At 71.4% G+C, this 15,177-nt stretch carries 14 protein-coding genes; 12 read left to right on the top strand and 2 right to left on the bottom strand.

The window, feature by feature from the left end; translation table 11 throughout:
* Positions 1 to 25 precede the first annotated feature (25 nt).
* Entirely contained in the window at positions 26 to 775 is a 750-nt protein-coding gene (locus tag AWC30_RS13820; protein ID WP_085110804.1) for a hypothetical protein, read from the top strand.
* 356 nt (positions 776 to 1,131) lie between these two features.
* Here the strand turns inward: AWC30_RS13820 and AWC30_RS13815 are convergent, their stop codons facing one another.
* Positions 1,132 to 1,662, bottom strand: a complete 531-nt coding sequence (locus AWC30_RS13815; RefSeq protein WP_085110803.1) for a hypothetical protein — start codon at positions 1,660 to 1,662, stop codon at positions 1,132 to 1,134.
* A gap of 44 nt (positions 1,663 to 1,706) precedes the next feature.
* Here AWC30_RS13815 and AWC30_RS13810 point away from each other — a divergent pair, with 44 nt between their 5' ends.
* The 4 genes from AWC30_RS13810 to AWC30_RS13795 all read left to right on the top strand — a co-directional run bounded on the left by AWC30_RS13810 (position 1,707) and on the right by AWC30_RS13795 (position 7,213).
* Entirely contained in the window at positions 1,707 to 2,312 is a 606-nt protein-coding gene (locus tag AWC30_RS13810) for a TetR/AcrR family transcriptional regulator (RefSeq protein ID WP_085110802.1), read from the top strand.
* Positions 2,313 to 2,514: 202 nt separating this feature from the next.
* Positions 2,515 to 3,471, top strand: coding sequence for a class 1b ribonucleoside-diphosphate reductase subunit beta (gene nrdF, locus AWC30_RS13805; RefSeq protein WP_234808090.1), 957 nt, complete (start codon positions 2,515 to 2,517; stop codon positions 3,469 to 3,471).
* A gap of 124 nt (positions 3,472 to 3,595) precedes the next feature.
* Positions 3,596 to 5,728, top strand: coding sequence for a hypothetical protein (locus AWC30_RS13800; RefSeq protein WP_085110800.1), 2,133 nt, complete (start codon positions 3,596 to 3,598; stop codon positions 5,726 to 5,728).
* A gap of 18 nt (positions 5,729 to 5,746) precedes the next feature.
* Positions 5,747 to 7,213, top strand: a complete 1,467-nt coding sequence (locus tag AWC30_RS13795; protein WP_133053696.1) for a DUF7937 domain-containing protein — start codon at positions 5,747 to 5,749, stop codon at positions 7,211 to 7,213.
* Here AWC30_RS13795 and AWC30_RS13790 read toward each other — a convergent pair.
* Positions 7,204 to 7,857, bottom strand: coding sequence for an RDD family protein (locus AWC30_RS13790; RefSeq protein WP_085110798.1), 654 nt, complete (start codon positions 7,855 to 7,857; stop codon positions 7,204 to 7,206). The two genes, AWC30_RS13795 and AWC30_RS13790, sit on opposite strands and share 10 nt — an antisense overlap.
* Before the next feature lie 197 nt (positions 7,858 to 8,054).
* On the opposite strand from AWC30_RS13790, the gene AWC30_RS13785 reads away from it, so the two are divergent.
* The 7 genes from AWC30_RS13785 to AWC30_RS13755 all read left to right on the top strand — a co-directional run bounded on the left by AWC30_RS13785 (position 8,055) and on the right by AWC30_RS13755 (position 15,068).
* Entirely contained in the window at positions 8,055 to 9,296 is a 1,242-nt protein-coding gene (locus AWC30_RS13785) for an NAD(P)/FAD-dependent oxidoreductase (RefSeq protein WP_085110797.1), read from the top strand.
* Positions 9,297 to 9,340: 44 nt separating this feature from the next.
* On the top strand, positions 9,341 to 9,793 hold the full coding sequence (locus AWC30_RS13780) for a GreA/GreB family elongation factor (RefSeq protein ID WP_085110796.1): 453 nt from the start codon (positions 9,341 to 9,343) through the stop codon (positions 9,791 to 9,793).
* 168 nt (positions 9,794 to 9,961) lie between these two features.
* Entirely contained in the window at positions 9,962 to 12,139 is a 2,178-nt protein-coding gene (locus tag AWC30_RS13775) for an acyl-CoA dehydrogenase family protein (protein WP_085110795.1), read from the top strand.
* 65 nt (positions 12,140 to 12,204) lie between these two features.
* Entirely contained in the window at positions 12,205 to 13,941 is a 1,737-nt protein-coding gene (poxB, locus tag AWC30_RS13770; RefSeq protein ID WP_085110794.1) for a ubiquinone-dependent pyruvate dehydrogenase, read from the top strand.
* Between the two features lie 53 nt (positions 13,942 to 13,994).
* On the top strand, positions 13,995 to 14,351 hold the full coding sequence (locus AWC30_RS13765; protein ID WP_085110793.1) for a carboxymuconolactone decarboxylase family protein: 357 nt from the start codon (positions 13,995 to 13,997) through the stop codon (positions 14,349 to 14,351).
* 17 nt (positions 14,352 to 14,368) lie between these two features.
* Entirely contained in the window at positions 14,369 to 14,638 is a 270-nt protein-coding gene (locus AWC30_RS13760; protein ID WP_085110792.1) for a metal-sensitive transcriptional regulator, read from the top strand.
* 28 nt (positions 14,639 to 14,666) lie between these two features.
* Positions 14,667 to 15,068, top strand: coding sequence for a DUF302 domain-containing protein (locus AWC30_RS13755; RefSeq protein WP_085110791.1), 402 nt, complete (start codon positions 14,667 to 14,669; stop codon positions 15,066 to 15,068).
* Positions 15,069 to 15,177 lie beyond the last annotated feature (109 nt).

Below are 15,177 nucleotides of genomic sequence, written 5' to 3'. Positions count from 1 at the left end.
TGGGCGGGATAGTCAGAATGGCGCGATGACCACCATTGAAGGGATGTTGCACCGGCGCAACGATCTCAGTACGTTTCTGGTGCACTTCACAAAGGACGCGCCGGACGGCACCGGCAGTGGCTTCGACGCCCTCAAGGGGATCGTGACGCAGCTCAAGATCGAAGCGCGAACCGCGTACGGTGCCGCCGCCTCAAGCCGAAGCTCTCTGGTCGGAGACTCGCAGAAAGTCGCTTGTTTCACCGAAACTCCGCTAGAGCACTCCTGGACCATGACCCGCGACCTCGCGGAGAGGCGTGCGTCGAAGTTCGCGCCCTACGGTGTTGCATTCACCAAGAGCTATGCGCGTCGCCGACATTGCAATCCTGTGTGGTATGTGAACTGCACCCGCGGGTACGACTGGCCGACGCACGCGATCAACGCGGCGGTCGCCGCTGAGACCCGCCCATACTCCGACAAGGATTCAATCTTCCGCGTCACGCCGTATATCGAGCAGATGGGCGACTGGTCTGCTGGGGGTACGACCAACCGCAAAGAGTTCTGGTGGGAACGCGAGTGGCGTCACGTCGGTGACTTCACCTTCGAGCCGATCCACACTGTGGCAGTACTCGCGCCAGCCCTGGTGCACGACGAGCTACGGCAGGTCCTCGTGGGCACGGCGTTATGGTCCTCACGACCGGTACCGGTGCCGATTCTCGATCCCGATTGGGGGCTGGAGCGCATGATTGCCGTGCTGTCGGGTGTGGCTCAAGAAGACCTCGGACCGTTCCCTGGATAACTCCCTCGACGTGGCTCGGCTCGATCTGCTGGCTCCCCACCGCCGCCTTCACCGACCTGGTTACGGGCTTAGTCGGACTCCGGGAGCGAACCCCTGTTCGATGTGTCCTAACCGTGTCCTAAGACTCTCGATCGCGAGCAAACATGGACTGGACCTATCGGAACGGCATGGACTCGTTGACCTGGACTAATCGGCACGGAGTGGACACCGGAATACGAGCCAGCACACCCCGTTTCACCCTGGCAGTGTGGGGGTCAGGGGTTCGAGTCCCCTTAGCTCCACGTTCGGAAAACCCGCTCTGACCTCGATCGGAGCGGGTTTTCGCGTTGGTCGGGGGCTGTCGCGGTGTCAGGTGCTCAGCCCGCCGTCGTGGCCTGCGGCACACCGGCCCGCGCACCCGGCCGACGCCGGGCGCCTGCCCGCAGCAACCGCACGTAGGCCGACCACCGGCTCGGACGACGGACGGAGCCGGTGGCCACTTGCTCGGCGCGGTCGAGCAGATCCTCCAGCAGGGCGTCGTGCAGCCAGCGCAGGGCCAGCGGCCAGGCCAGCCGCGCCGGGCCGCGCGGGGTCACCACCAGGTCGTGGCGCAGCACCGTGCCCGTCGCGCCGCGGCGCCAACTGAACTCGTGGTAGCCGTGGACGCCGCGTGGGCCGGTGAAGCGGCAGCGCACCCAGAATCCCGGCGCGTACTGCTCGATGGTGTAGCGGATTGGGCCGTGCCCGCCGCGCGCGCCGAGTTGCAGTCCGGGGTCCAGCCGCATCGCCGGCCAGGACTGGACGGGCCAGATCCGGTCGTTGTCGCCGGCCAACTCATCGATCAGCCGGCCGACCCGTTCCGGTGGGATTCCGGTCAACTCGCGTTCGTGGACGTTGTGCACAGCCATGTCGGTCTCCTCTCCGCGGATATTAGACGGTACTCTCTAAAACTATGGGTCGTCCAGCGAAATTTGACCTCGACCAGCTGCTCGACGCGGCGATAGAGATCGCCGCCCGGTCCGGCCCGGCCGCGGTGACCATGCGCGCGGTCGCCGCAGCGGTCGGCGCGCCGAGCGGATCGGTGTATCACCGGTTCGCCGGCCGACCGGCGCTGCTGGCCGCGATGTGGCTGCATGCCCTGGACCGCTTCCAAGGCGGCTACCTGGAGAAGTTCGGTGAGCCGGACCCGCTGAGCGCGGCGGCCGCGGCCGCCCGCCACGTCATCGAGTGGAGCGCGGACCACCCGTCGTATGCGCGGGTGCTCGCCCGCGGCGCCGCCGACTTCGACATCGCCGACTGGCCGGCGGCCCAGGGCGAGGAGCTCGCTGAACGCAACCGACGCACGGCGGACACGATCGACACGCTGGCGGCCCGCCTGGGCGCCACCGCGCCCATCAACCGCGACCGCGTCCGGGCGGCCGTGGTCGACCTGCCCTACGCGCTGCTGCGGCGTCATCTGCCGCCCGCCGAGGACGGCGCCGTCGAACTCCCGCCGTATCTCGGTGAGCTCGCCGCGCAGTCAGCGCGGGCGCTGTGTGCCATCGACGTGACGTCGTGAGCCTGCGGCGGCAAGCCCAATCGAGGACACGCCGGGGTTGACATCTGCCGGCCATGAAACGTCGGCGCTGCGGCCTATGCTGGGCTTTGGCCATCCGAATTTTTTTGAGGAGGATTTCTTGGCGGCGCAGGGACTTTCCGAGCTCACTTCCGACAACGGCGCAGCGGCGACGTCGCGTCCCGAGGGCGAGCCGGCCAAGCCACTGGATGCGGCCCGCGCGGTCAACTGGAACCGCATCGAGGAGCAGATCGACCTCGACGCCTGGAACCGGCAGACCTCCAATTTCTGGCTGCCCGAGAAAATTCCGCTCTCCAACGACCTGCAGTCCTGGGCGGCGCTCAGCGACCGCGAACAGCTCACCGTGATGCGGGTGTTCACCGGGCTGACCCTGCTGGACACCGCGCAGGGCACCGTCGGCTGCATCGAGATGATCGACGACGCCCGCACCATGCACGAGGAGGCGGTGCTGTGCTTCTTCTCCGGAATGGAAGCGGTGCACGCCCGCTCCTATTCGAGCATCTTCTCCACGCTGGCCGGCACCACCGAGATCGACGCGGCGTTCGAATGGTCGGAGCGCAACCGGTGGCTGCAGAACAAGGCGCGGATCATCCGGCAGTACTACCGCGGCGACGACGCGCTGAAGAAGAAGGTCATCAGCGTCTTCCTCGAATCGTTCCTGTTCTACAGCGGGTTCTACCTGCCGTTCCACTACGCGGCGCGGGGCCGGCTGACCAACACCGCCGACATCATCCGGCTGATCCTGCGCGATGAGGTGCTGCACGGCTGGTACATCGGCCAGAAGTTCCAGTACGGGTTCCGCGAGCAGGACCCGGACCGTCGGCGCGAGCTCGAGCAATACGCCTACCGGCTGCTCGACGAGCTGTATGAGAACGAGGTCGGCTACGCCCGCGAGCTCTACGACGATCTGGGCTGGACCGCCGACGTGCTGGCCTGGATGCGGCTCAACGCCAACCGCGCGCTGCAGAACCTGGGTTTCGCGCCCGCGTTCGCCGACGAGGACTGCAAGCCGCCCGCGGAGATCATCGCCAGCCTCGATCCCGGCGCCAACGAGACCCACGACTTCTTCTCCGGGTCCGGTAGTTCCTATGTGATCGGCAAGACCGAGGAGACCACCGACAGCGACTGGGACGACTTCTGACCTGCCGCGGAGCCGCCGCCGAATAATCTGTAACGTCCGCCGCCGCGACGGCGACATGCATACAGTGGCATATGTCGCGCTGTGACCAGGGGGGTTGCGACGGACGGCGGCCGCCGAGCGGAGGGTGAGCGAGATGGAAGTCGCGCTGGGAGCCGTCATCGACGACGGCGTCGCGCAGATCGCGCTGTTGGATGCGGCGCCGCCGCACCCGGTGATCGACCGGTCGCAGGTGGACCTCACCGGCGGTATCGAGGATTTGGTGGCCACGCTGGTGGCCACCGACCGGATGCTGACCGAATCCGGCCATCGGCTGGTCTCCACCCGCGTCTCCGGCGACCCGGCGCGGGCGGCGCAGGTCGTCGACGCGCTGGCCGGGACAGCGCTGACGAATGTGACCGCGGTGACCGAGTCGGCCGCGGCCGCCGCCGCCGACGGGCCGGCCGGTTCGCAGACCGCGGCGATGGCCACCGCCCAGGGGGAGAACACCGCGCTGGCGCTGGCCGCCGGGGCCGCGATGACCGGCATGACCCCGACCGCGGCCTCGCCGGTCGCCGGGCCGGCGTCGGCGGACCCGTCGATGACCCAGCTGAGCCCGCAGGGGCCGCAGCTGGCCTACTCCGAGGTCGATGACGACGAGGCGTGGGAGCCGACCCAGCTCGATGAGCCTGACGCGGATGACGACTGGGAGTCCACCGAATACCTCGCGCCGCCGGAGCGGCGCGCCCGCCCGCGGGCGCTGCTGGTGGGCAGCACCTTCGCCGCGGCGGTGGTGGTCGGGTTCGCCGCACTGGCGGTCGGCGTCGCGGTCGGGGTGAGCCCCACCGCGGCGCGGCAGGACGTGCGTGCGCAGGCGCCCTCGGTGCCCGGCAACTACTTCCCCAACTCCCCGGGACAGGGCGTGCAGCGCGACGGGGAGAACTGGACGGTGATCGAGCACGTGCCGGTCAAGGGGGTGCAGCCCAGTGTGCGCACCTTCGAACCGGTGTCGTTGGCGCGGCCGGCGAGCGCGGCGAACTCGCTGATCGACGTCTACCCGGACGGCACCTTCGGGGTGCGCAACGCCGCCGCACCACTGCCACCCGTCGCGCCGCCGGTGCCCAACGTGACCGGCGGCATCGACCCGATCGCGCCGCTCCTGGTCTCGCGGCTGATCCCGAACTTCGGCGTGTACACGCCGCTGCAGGTCCTCTACTACATGAGCAACATGGCGCCGATGTCGGTGATCGCGGGCGCCAACGCCGTCAATGCCGTCGCCTCCACGCTCGGGCCGACACTGGCCCAGCTCGGCGCGGTGGTAGCCGTCAGCCCGTTGCAGGGTGCGCTGTTCATGGCCGACACTGCCGCGGCGGTGGCGGCTCCGTTCAGCCCGCTGCGGATGACCAACAGCATTCCGCCGCAACTGTTCTCCAAGACCATCACACCGCAGGAGAAGTCGGCGCTGTTGCCCGCGGGAATCACCGAGATCAGTGATCTGCCCGACACCGGAGCTGACGTCGGGCTGAACCCGCTGAGCGCACCGATCACCGACGTCGAGGCACTCAACCCGACCCTGGTCGGCACCGGCCCAGAAGTGGTGCAGGACAGCGAATCGCCGCCGGTCTTCCCGGACCTGGCGACGGTGGCCCCGGAGACGGCTCCGGAGACCTCCCCGGCCACCGAGGGGCCGGCACTGACCGGCCCGGGTGAGCAGAGTCCCGCGTCGGAGACCGCGCCGACCGAGCCGGGGGAGAGCCGTGAGCGGCCCTCGCCGGGGGAGACGACACCGGCCTCGGAGGTCCCGGATTCGCAGTCGCCGGCATCCGAGACCTCACCTGCCTCGGAGCCTGCCTCGGAGGCTCCACAGCGCACGACGGAGCCGCCCGCGCGGCAGACGACCGAGCGCCCGGCCGAGACGTCGGCCGACAGCCCGACACAGCAGCCGGCGGTCACGCAGGAGCCGCCGGCGACCCGGGAGGTTCCGACGGAGGCGCCCACCAAGGAGGCCCCGACCCAGGAGGCCCCGACCAAGGAGGCCCCCACCTACGAGGCCCCCACCTACGAGGCCCCCGCCCAGGAGGCCCCGACTCAGCAGGCGCCGACCTACGAGGCCCCGCCCCGGCAGGCCCCGACGTACGAGGCGCCGACGTATGAGGCGCCGGCCTACGAGATCCCGGCGCCGAAGGCGCCCACGCAGCAGGCCCCCGCCTACGAGGAGCCGAAGATGCCGTCGATGCCGACGATGAAGATGCCCGACTTCGGCGGCGACAGCTCGGAATAGCTGCGGAAGGTGGACGAGATGACCAGACCGGAGACCCCGGCGACCCCACGCGCCCCGCAAGCGCCGCCGGCCGCGGCACCGAGCCGTGGCCGGGAGGCCCTCGCCGCCGCGCTGCTGGTGGTGGGGCTGCTGTTGCCGTGGAACATCCACACCGGCGTCGGCATCGCAGGCACCCGCGGCTGGGTGATGGCGGTGCTGGTCGTGGTGACGTTGTCGGCACTGGCCGCACCGGCGATCGGGGAACTCGCCCGGCGCCGCAGCCCCGGTGAACCGGCCGGGCCGCGCCTACCGCTGTGCGCCCCCTACCTGCTGGTCGTGGCCGCTTTCACCATCACAGCGATCATCGGAGCCCTGCGCCACGGCGGCGACGGCGTCGCCGCACCGGGCGTCGGGCCCGGCGCGCTGGTGGGCCTGGCCGGGGCGCTGCTCGCCGCGCATCCGGCGGCGCCCGGCGGCGCGAACACCCGCACGGCGCAGGCCCGCACCCTCCTGGGCTGGGCTTCGATCCTGCTCGGCGTGCTCGCCGCCCTGGTCAACCTCTACCTGCGCACCCGCTACGTGGTCGGCGGATTCTCCGGGCCGGCCGGCGGCGCCAACATCATGACCGCGGTGACCGCCCTGCTCTACACGCTGGTGGCGTTGGCGCCGGTGCTGCTGGTCGGCCGCTGGATTCTGGTCGGCACCCGGGCTCACCGACTGGCGACGACCCTGCTGGGCGGCGCCACCCTGGTGGCGGTGGCGCTGCTGTGGCTGTTGCCGGTCGGGCGCGACCTGGACGCCTTCCACGGGATCGCGCAGAACACCGGCACCGCCGGCGTCGGCTACGAGGGCTACCTGGCCTGGGTGGCGGTGGCCGGGCTGGTCGGGGCGGCCGCGTTGCGCGCCGCCTCCGCCACCGGCTCCGACGCCCTGTGGCGGGCGGCGACCCGCGCCTGCCTCATCCTGATCGCGGTCTGGTGCGGGGGCACCGCCGTGCTGCGGATCGTCGGGGTGATCCTCAACGGCGTACTCGCGCTGCCCGCCCTGCCCTACAACAACACCGCCCTGATGGCTTTCGACGTGCTGACCGCGGTCGCGGCCGGATGGCTCGTGCTCAACAGCGGCAACCGGGCCACCCCGCGTGCGGTCACCACGCTGCTGCTCGGTGTGGTGGCCGCACTGACCGTGTGCCGGCTGATCGTCGGGGTGGCGCTGGTGCCGCGCAGCATGCCGCTGAACCCCGACGCCATCAACGCCGTCTACGGCAACGACCTCAGCCAGCAGATCACCGGCATCATCGACGTCGTTCTCGCGGTGCTGGCGCTGATGCTGCTGGCCGCGGCCTTCCTCCGCCAGCTCCGGGCGCCCGCGCCCCGCCCGACCCAGGCGGCCCCGACCCGGCCGGCCCGACCGGCCGCCGAACCCGCCGCGCCTGCGCCCAGGATCGCCGCCGCCCCGCCGAAAGCACCCCGCATCGCGGCGCCGCCGCCGCGCGATCAGTCCTGACCGGCGCCGCGCCGGTCGGCCCAGCGCCGCCGGCGCGGACCCAGCGGATCGGCGCCGTTGACCACGTCGAGCACGGTCAGGCCGCTGACCCGGTCGTGCAGGCCGGGCCGGCCGTTCAGCACCGGCAGGCCCGCCAGGCCCGCGGTGAGGATGAACACCGCGCTGCGCCCCAGCGTCCGCGCTATCCCGGGGGCCCGGTGATCGGCGGTCCGGATCAGCCGCAGCCCCAGGATCGCCTTGCCGAACGACGTCCCACCGACCGCCTGCCAGACCTGCAGCCACGCCCAGACCAGCGCGAACGCCAACGGCACGACGATGTAGACCACCGCGGGCACCTTGAAGACCGTCGCCACCGCGGCCAGCGGCAGCGCCGGACTGAGCATCGCGGCCAGGTCCAACAGCGCGGCGACCGAACGCACCGCCCGGCCGGCGAGTCGCACCGGCGCCGACGGCACCTCCAGCGCCTCGGCCGGGCCTGCGGCGGTGGGGCCGGCGTCGAGCGCCTCACCGCAGGCGGTGCAGAAGTGCGCTCCGGGCGGGTTGGTCGCACCGCAGAACGGGCAGAACCGCTGCAGGCCGCCCGATCCGTCACCCAGGGGTTGTTCCGAAATCGTCCCTCTCCATCCGCCCGGCCGGCACGGCACCTCCGGCCATCGTCAGCATCCCACCACCGCACCGCTCATCATGGTGCATCCGGCTCACCCGGGGACAACCGCGCCCGCGCCACCCTCCCGAGCTGCGGCGTTGCCCGTCCGGCGGCCGGTGCCCGCGCAACCGGGACATCATGGGAAGCGGAGTCGCCGGCACCCGGCCGCGGCCGTACCGCAGAGGAGGTCACCGGATGGCAGACAGGGCCCCGCGCACCGCGATCGTGGTCGGTGCCGGCATCGTCGGGTTGTCGACGGCCTGGTTCCTGCAGGAACGCGGCGTGGAGGTCACGGTCATCGACCGCACCGGGGTGGCCGCCGGGTCCTCCTGGGGCAACGCCGGCTGGATCTCGCCCGCGCTGACCATCCCGCTCAACGAACCCACCGTGCTGCGCTACGGCATCACCTCGCTGTTCGACCCGACCGCGCCGCTGCGGATCCCGGCGTCGGCGAACCCGCGGATGTGGTCGTTCCTGCTGCGGTTCGCCGCGCACTGCCGGTGGTCGTCGTGGCGGCGCGCGGTCGGCGCGGCCGTCGCACTCAACGACGCCTCGCTACCGGCCTACGACGTGCTCACCACGGGCGGCGTCAAGGTGCCGCTGACCGAGGGGCCGATCACCGCGATCTTCGAAACCCCCGAACAGGCAGCAGGATTCGAAGCCGACCTGCGCCGGTTCCACGATGCGGGCCAACCGGTCGACCACACCCGGCTGACCGGTGCGGCGCTGCGCGAGCAGGTGCCGCTGGCCTCCCAGCGGGTCACCACCGCGGTGCGGGTGGAAGGGCAGCGTCACCTCGACCCCGGCCGGTTCGTCGAGGCGCTGGGTGACGACGTCGTCCGGCGCGGGGCCACGCTGCGCATCGCCGAGGTGACCGGCGTGCGCTCCCACGGCGGGACGGTGGTGGCGCGCACCGCCGACGGCGGAGAACTGGCCGCCGACGTGGCGGTGCTGGCCACCGGGGCCTGGCTGTCGGCACTGGCCGGGCGGCGGGTCCGGGTCCCGGTGCGGGCCGGGCGCGGCTACTCGTTCACCGTGGCCACCGACCGGCCGGTCGCGACGCCGATCTACCTGCCCGACGCCCGTGTCGCCTGCACCCCGTACCGCGGGGGGCTGCGGGTGGCCGGCACGATGGAATTCCGCCCGCCGGACGCCCCGGCGGTGCCCGCGCGCCTCGATGCCATCGCCGCTGCCGCGGAACCGCTGCTCGACGGGATAAACTGGGGCCAGCGCACCGACCCGTGGGTCGGTCCTCGGCCGCTGACCTCGGATTCCCGGCCGGTCATCGGCGCAACGCCGGAACCAGGAATCTATGTAGCGGGGGGACACGGCATGTGGGGAATGGCGCAGGGACCGGCGACCGGCAGGCTCTTGACCGACCTGATCACCACCGGCACACTGCCCGCAGCCCTGCGCGAGTTCGACCCGGCGCGCTAGCGCCACCCAAGCTTCCGGCGTACGTAAGAAACGGAGAACACCTCATGACCGGCCCACAATCCGTCTGGATGACCCGCAGCGCCTACGAACGGCTCCAAGCCGAACTCAACGAGCTGCTCGACAGCCACGACGAGGACGAATCGGTGGCGCTGGATCACCTGCAGGCCCGCAAGAGCCGGATCGCGCAGATTCACGACCTGCTCGCCCACGCCACGGTCGGGGAGGACCCGCCGGACGACGGGATCGCCGAGCCGGGCATGGTGCTCACCGTCCGGTTCGACGACACCGAGGAGACCGAGACCTTCCTGCTCGGGGTGCGCGACGTCGATCCCGGCGACATGGAGGTCTACTCACCGCAGTCGCCACTGGGCACCGCCCTGGCCGGCGCCCGGCCGGGGGAGCGGCGCACCTACCGGGTGCCCAGCGGCGCCGCGATCTCGGTGACGCTGCTGGCCGCGGTGCCCTACGGCCAGCGGTCGCCGGAAAAGCAGCCCTGACCGTCCCGAGCCGCCGGGCGGCACGATAGTTTGCTTGTCGAGCATGACTATCGCAGCGACGACGGAGGCCCCCGGATGGCGCCGATGCTCAACGGCCGATGCCTGCGCCTGGACGCCGGGCAGCGGTTCGCCCCCGAATAACTCGACCGCCGTTGTAAGGAGGCCCCGATGGGGATCGCGCTCACCGACGACCACCGTGAACTCGCCGAGGTGGCGGCCGACTTCCTGGCCGCGCAGCAGGCCCGCGCCGCGGCCCGGACACTGCTCGACGCCGACGAGGAACAGCGGCCCGCGTTCTGGGCCGAGTTGGCCCGGCTGGGCTGGCTGGGCCTGCACATCGCCGAGGACCACGGCGGCTCCGGCTACGGCCTGCCCGAACTGGTGGTCGTCACCGAACAGTTGGGCCGCGCGGTCGCACCCGGACCATTCCTGCCGACCGTGATCGCCTCGTCGGTGGTGTCCGCCGCAGGCAGCGATGAGCAGCAGGGCCGGTTGCTGCCCGGGCTGATCGACGGCAGCGTCACCGCCGGGGTCGGCCTCGGCGGTGACGTCCGGATCGCCGACGGGGCGGCTGCCGGGGACGCCGGCGTGGTGCTCGGCGCCGGCCTCGCCGACCTGCTGGTGATCGCCGCCGGCGACGACGTCCTGGTTCTCGAGCGCGACCGCGCCGGGGTCAGCGTCCAGATCCCCGACAACCTCGACCCGACCCGACGCTCCGGGCGGGTCACCCTCACCGACGTCGCCGTCGGCGACGCGGACATCCTGCCCGGTGCGCGGCCGGCCGCCCTGGCCCGCGCCCGCGTGCTGGTGGCCGCCGAGGCGGTCGGCGGGGCGGGCGACTGCGTCGAGTCGGCCGTCGACTACGCGAAGGTGCGTCAGCAGTTCGGCCGGACCATCGCCACCTTCCAGGCGGTCAAACACCACTGCGCCAACATGCTGGTGGCCGCCGAATCGGCCACCGCCGCGGTCTGGGACGCCGCCCGTGCCGCCGGGGAGGCCGCCGAGGACGCGGAAGCGCAGTTGCAGCTGATGGCCGCGGTGGCGGCCACCCTGGCGCTGCCCGCCTACGCCCGCAACGCCGAACTCAACATCCAGGTGCACGGCGGGATCGGGTTCACCTGGGAGCACGACGCCCACCTGCACCTGCGCCGCGCGTTGACGTTGCGCGCCCTGTTCGGTGGGGACGCGCCCGCGGTGGACACCTTCGAGCACACCGCCGCAGGCACCGGCCGCGCCAACAGCCTGGACCTGCCGGCCGAGGCCGACCGGATTCGCGAGCAGGTTCGCGCCGACGCGGCCGAACTCGCGGCGCTCGAGGGAGACGCCCAGCGGGACAAGCTCATCGAGACCGGCTACATCATGCCGCACTGGCCCAAGCCGTGGGGGCGCGCCGCGTCCGCGGTCGAACAGCTGGTGATCGAGGAGGAGTTCGCCGCCGCGGGCATCACCCGGCCCGACTATTCGATCACCGGGTGGGTCATCCTCACCCTGATCCAGCACGGCACCGAGTCGCAGATCGACCGGTTCGTCGCCAAAGCGCTGCGCCAGGAAGAGATCTGGTGTCAGCTGTTCTCCGAGCCCGACGCCGGCTCCGATGCCGCGGCGGTCAAGACCCGCGCCACCCGCGTCGAGGGCGGCTGGAAACTCAACGGCCAGAAGGTCTGGACCTCCGGAGCGCACTACTGCCGGCGTGGTCTGGCGACCGTGCGCACCGACTTCGATGCCGCAAAGCACGCCGGGATCACCACCGTCATCATCGACATGAACGCCGAGGGCGTCGAGGTCCGCCCGCTGCGGCAGATCACCGGCGGCTCGGAGTTCAACGAGGTCTTCTTCAACGACGTGTTCATCCCCGACGAAGACGTCGTCGGCGAACCCAACACCGGCTGGACGGTGGCCCGGGCGACCCTGGGCAACGAGCGGGTCAGCATCGGCGGCGGCGGCTCGTTCCACGAGGGCATCGCCGGGCATCTGGTGACCCTGGTCGGCGAGCACCCCGACCGGGTGGCCGGCGCCAAGGTGCGGGTCGGCGCCTATCTGGCCAACGACCACGCCCTGCGGCTGCTGAACCTGCGCCGTGCCGTGCGCACGCTGGAGGGGGCCGGGCCCGGCCCGGAAGGCAACATCACCAAGCTGAACCTCGCCGAGCACATGAGCGAGGGCGCCGCGATCGGCGCGGCCCTGCTGGGCCCGGAGGTCGCGCTGACCGACGGCCCGGCGGCGCTGGCCGGCCGGATGGTGATGGGCGCGCGCGGCATGGCGATCGCCGGCGGCACCTCGGAGGTCAGCCGCAACCAGATCGCCGAACGCATCCTGGGGATGCCGCGTGACCCGCTGATCAAATAGCCACCCGGGCGGTTTCGCGGCCGATCGGGCACCCTGGGAGTGTCCGATGAAGGAGGGCAGGTCCGATGGCCACCGTTGCCGACCACTTCGTCACCGCGCTGCAGCATTCCGGGGTGCAACGGATCTACGGGATCCCCGGCGACAGCCTCAACGGGCTCACCGACGCGCTGCGCCGCGCCGACACCATCACCTGGGAGCTGACCCGCCACGAGGAGAGTGCGGCGTTCGCCGCCGCCGCCGAGGCCGCCCTCACCGGTGAGCTGGCGGTCTGCGCGGGCAGTTGCGGGCCGGGCAACCTGCACCTCATCAACGGCCTGTATGACGCGCAGCGCAGCCGGGTGCCGGTGCTGGCGTTCGCCGCCCACATCCCGCGCGCCGAGATCGGCTCGGAGTACTTCCAGGAGACCCACCCACAGGAACTGTTCGCCGAATGCAGCGTCTACTGCGAGCTGATCTCCACCGCGGAGATGGCGCCGCGGATCCTGCACCAGGCCATGCGCGCCGCGGTCGAGGAACGCGGGGTGGCGGTGGTGGTGGTGCCCGGCGAAGTGTTCTCCGCCCGCGCCGGCGAGACCGGCTGGACCACCCGGGCGGTCACCGCCAGCACGATCGTCGCCCGCCCCGACGACGCCGCGTTGGCCCGAGCCGCCCGGCTGCTCAACGAGGCCGACCGGGTGACGATCCTGGCCGGGGCGGGCACCGCGGGCGCCCACGAGGAGGTGATCCGGGCGGCCGGGACGCTGGCCGCCCCGATCGTGCACGCGCTGCGCGGCAAGGAGTACATCGAGTACGACAACCCCTACGACGTCGGCATGACCGGGCTGCTCGGGTTCGCCTCCGGCTACAAGGCGATCGAGGAGGCCGGGGTGCTGCTGATGCTCGGCACCGACTTCCCCTACCAGCAGTTCTATCCGGAGAACGCGACGATCATCCAGGTCGACATCCGCGGCCGTCACCTGGGCCGGCGCACCCCGATCGACCTGGGCCTGGTCGGCACCGTCGCCGACACCCTGACCGCGCTGCAGCCGCTGCTGCGCGGCAACCCCGACCGCGGCCACCTGGAACGCGCACTGGGCCACTACCGCAAGACCCGCAAGAGCCTCGACGCGCTCGGTGTCGACGACCGGGGCCGGACCCCGATCCGCCCGGAGTACGTCGCGGTCACCGCCGACCGACTGGCCGCCGAGGACGCGGTGTTCACCGTCGACGTCGGCTCCCCGGTGGTGTGGGCGTCGCGGTATCTGACGATGAACGGGCGGCGCCGGCTGATCGGGTCGTTCAACCACGGCAGCATGGCCGGTGCGCTGCCGCACGCGATCGGCGCCCAAAGTGTCGACCGGTCTCGGCAGGTGGTCGCCTTCGCCGGCGACGGTGGGCTGGCGATGCTGTTCGGGGAGTTGCTCACCGTCGTGCAGAACCGGCTGCCGGTGAAGATCATCGTGTTCAACAACTCCTCGCTGAACTTCGTCGAGTTGGAGATGAAGGCCGCCGGTCTGGTCAATTTCGGCACCGAACTGGAGAACCCGGACCTGGCTGCGGTCGCGGCCGCGATGGGCGTCTTGGGCAGGCGGGTGGAGCAGCCCGGCGATCTGGAGCCCGCGCTCAGCGCGGCGTTCGCCCACGACGGTCCCGCGCTGGTCGACGTCGTCACCGCCCGGCAGGTGCTGACCATCCCGCCGGCGATCAGCCTGGAGCAGGCCAAGGGGTTCTCCCTCTACGCCATCCGCACCATCCTGGCCGGCCGCGGCGAGGAGCTGCTCGACCTGGTCACCACCAACGTCGCGCGGCGCATCCTGTCCTGACCGGGAGTCGCCGGGACCTGGCGCTCAGATACCCCGAGGGGTATCATTCGGGTATGACCTACCACGACGTCCTCGACGACCTGAATCCCCAGCATCGTGCGCTTCGCGCCCAGATCCCCGACGTGTACGAGGGTTTCGGCGCGCTGAGCAAGGCCGCCTTCAAAGACGGGGCGGTGCCGACCAAGTTCAAGGAGCTGATGGCGGTGGCCATCGGGGTGGTGCACGGCTGCGACGGCTGCATCGCGTCGCACGCGCGCGCCGCGGTGAAGGCGGGCGCCACCAAGGAGGAGGCCGCCGAGACGATCGGGGTCGCCATCCTGATGATGGGCGGGCCGGCCACCATCTACGGCGCCCGCGCCTACGACGCGTTCTGCGAGTTCGCCGACGCCGAGAAGGAGGCGGCCGGCTGAGCGCCGGGTGAGATGCCATGAGCGACAACGAAGAGAACATGACCGCGGTGCTCAACCGGCTGCGCCGCGCCCAGGGGCAGCTGACCGGGGTGATCACGATGATCGAACAGGGCCGCAGTTGCCGCGACGTGGTCACCCAACTGGCCGCGGTGTCCCGCGCCCTGGACCGGGCCGGGTTCAAGATCGTCGCCTCCGGGCTGCGCGACTGCATCGCCGGTACCAGCAGCGGCGACGACGAGCCGCTGACCGAAGAAGAACTGGAGAAACTCTTCCTCACCCTGGCGTGAGGGACACCCGAGACGAAGGAGGGCCACCATGGCTGTGGCGTTGTCGACCACCGTGCGGACATCGTTCGACGAGGCGGTCGCCCGCACCCGCGACGCTCTGACCGAACAGGGCTTCGGCGTGCTCACCGAGATCGACATGAAGGCGACCCTGAAGGCCAAGCTGGGCAAGGAGATGGAGGACTACCTGATCCTGGGGGCCTGCAACCCCGGCCTGGCGCACCGGGCGGTGAACGCCTACCGCCAGATCGGGGTGCTGCTGCCGTGCAACGTGGTGGTGCGCCGCGACCCGGCCGCCGCCGACACCGTCATCGTCGACGCGATGAACCCGGCGCTGATGGCCGACCTCACCGACGAGCCGGAGGTGCGCGCCGTCGCCGAGGAGGTCGGCGGGCTGCTGCAGAACGCGCTGGAGGCGGTCGCGGCGGGATGACACCCGGCCGGTGAACCCGGTTGCCGGGCACCCGGCCGATGGCTAGGCTCGGTGCTGTGTCGTGGTTGCGTGATCGGCTTGTGGTAGCCAGCACCCGCAGCGGGGTCTG

The sequence above is a fragment of the Mycolicibacillus trivialis genome (genome assembly GCF_002102395.1).
Lineage (GTDB): Bacteria > Actinomycetota > Actinomycetes > Mycobacteriales > Mycobacteriaceae > Mycobacterium > Mycobacterium triviale.
The sequence above is the reverse complement of the archived record's forward strand: the minus strand, read 5'-3'. Positions and strand labels throughout refer to the sequence as shown.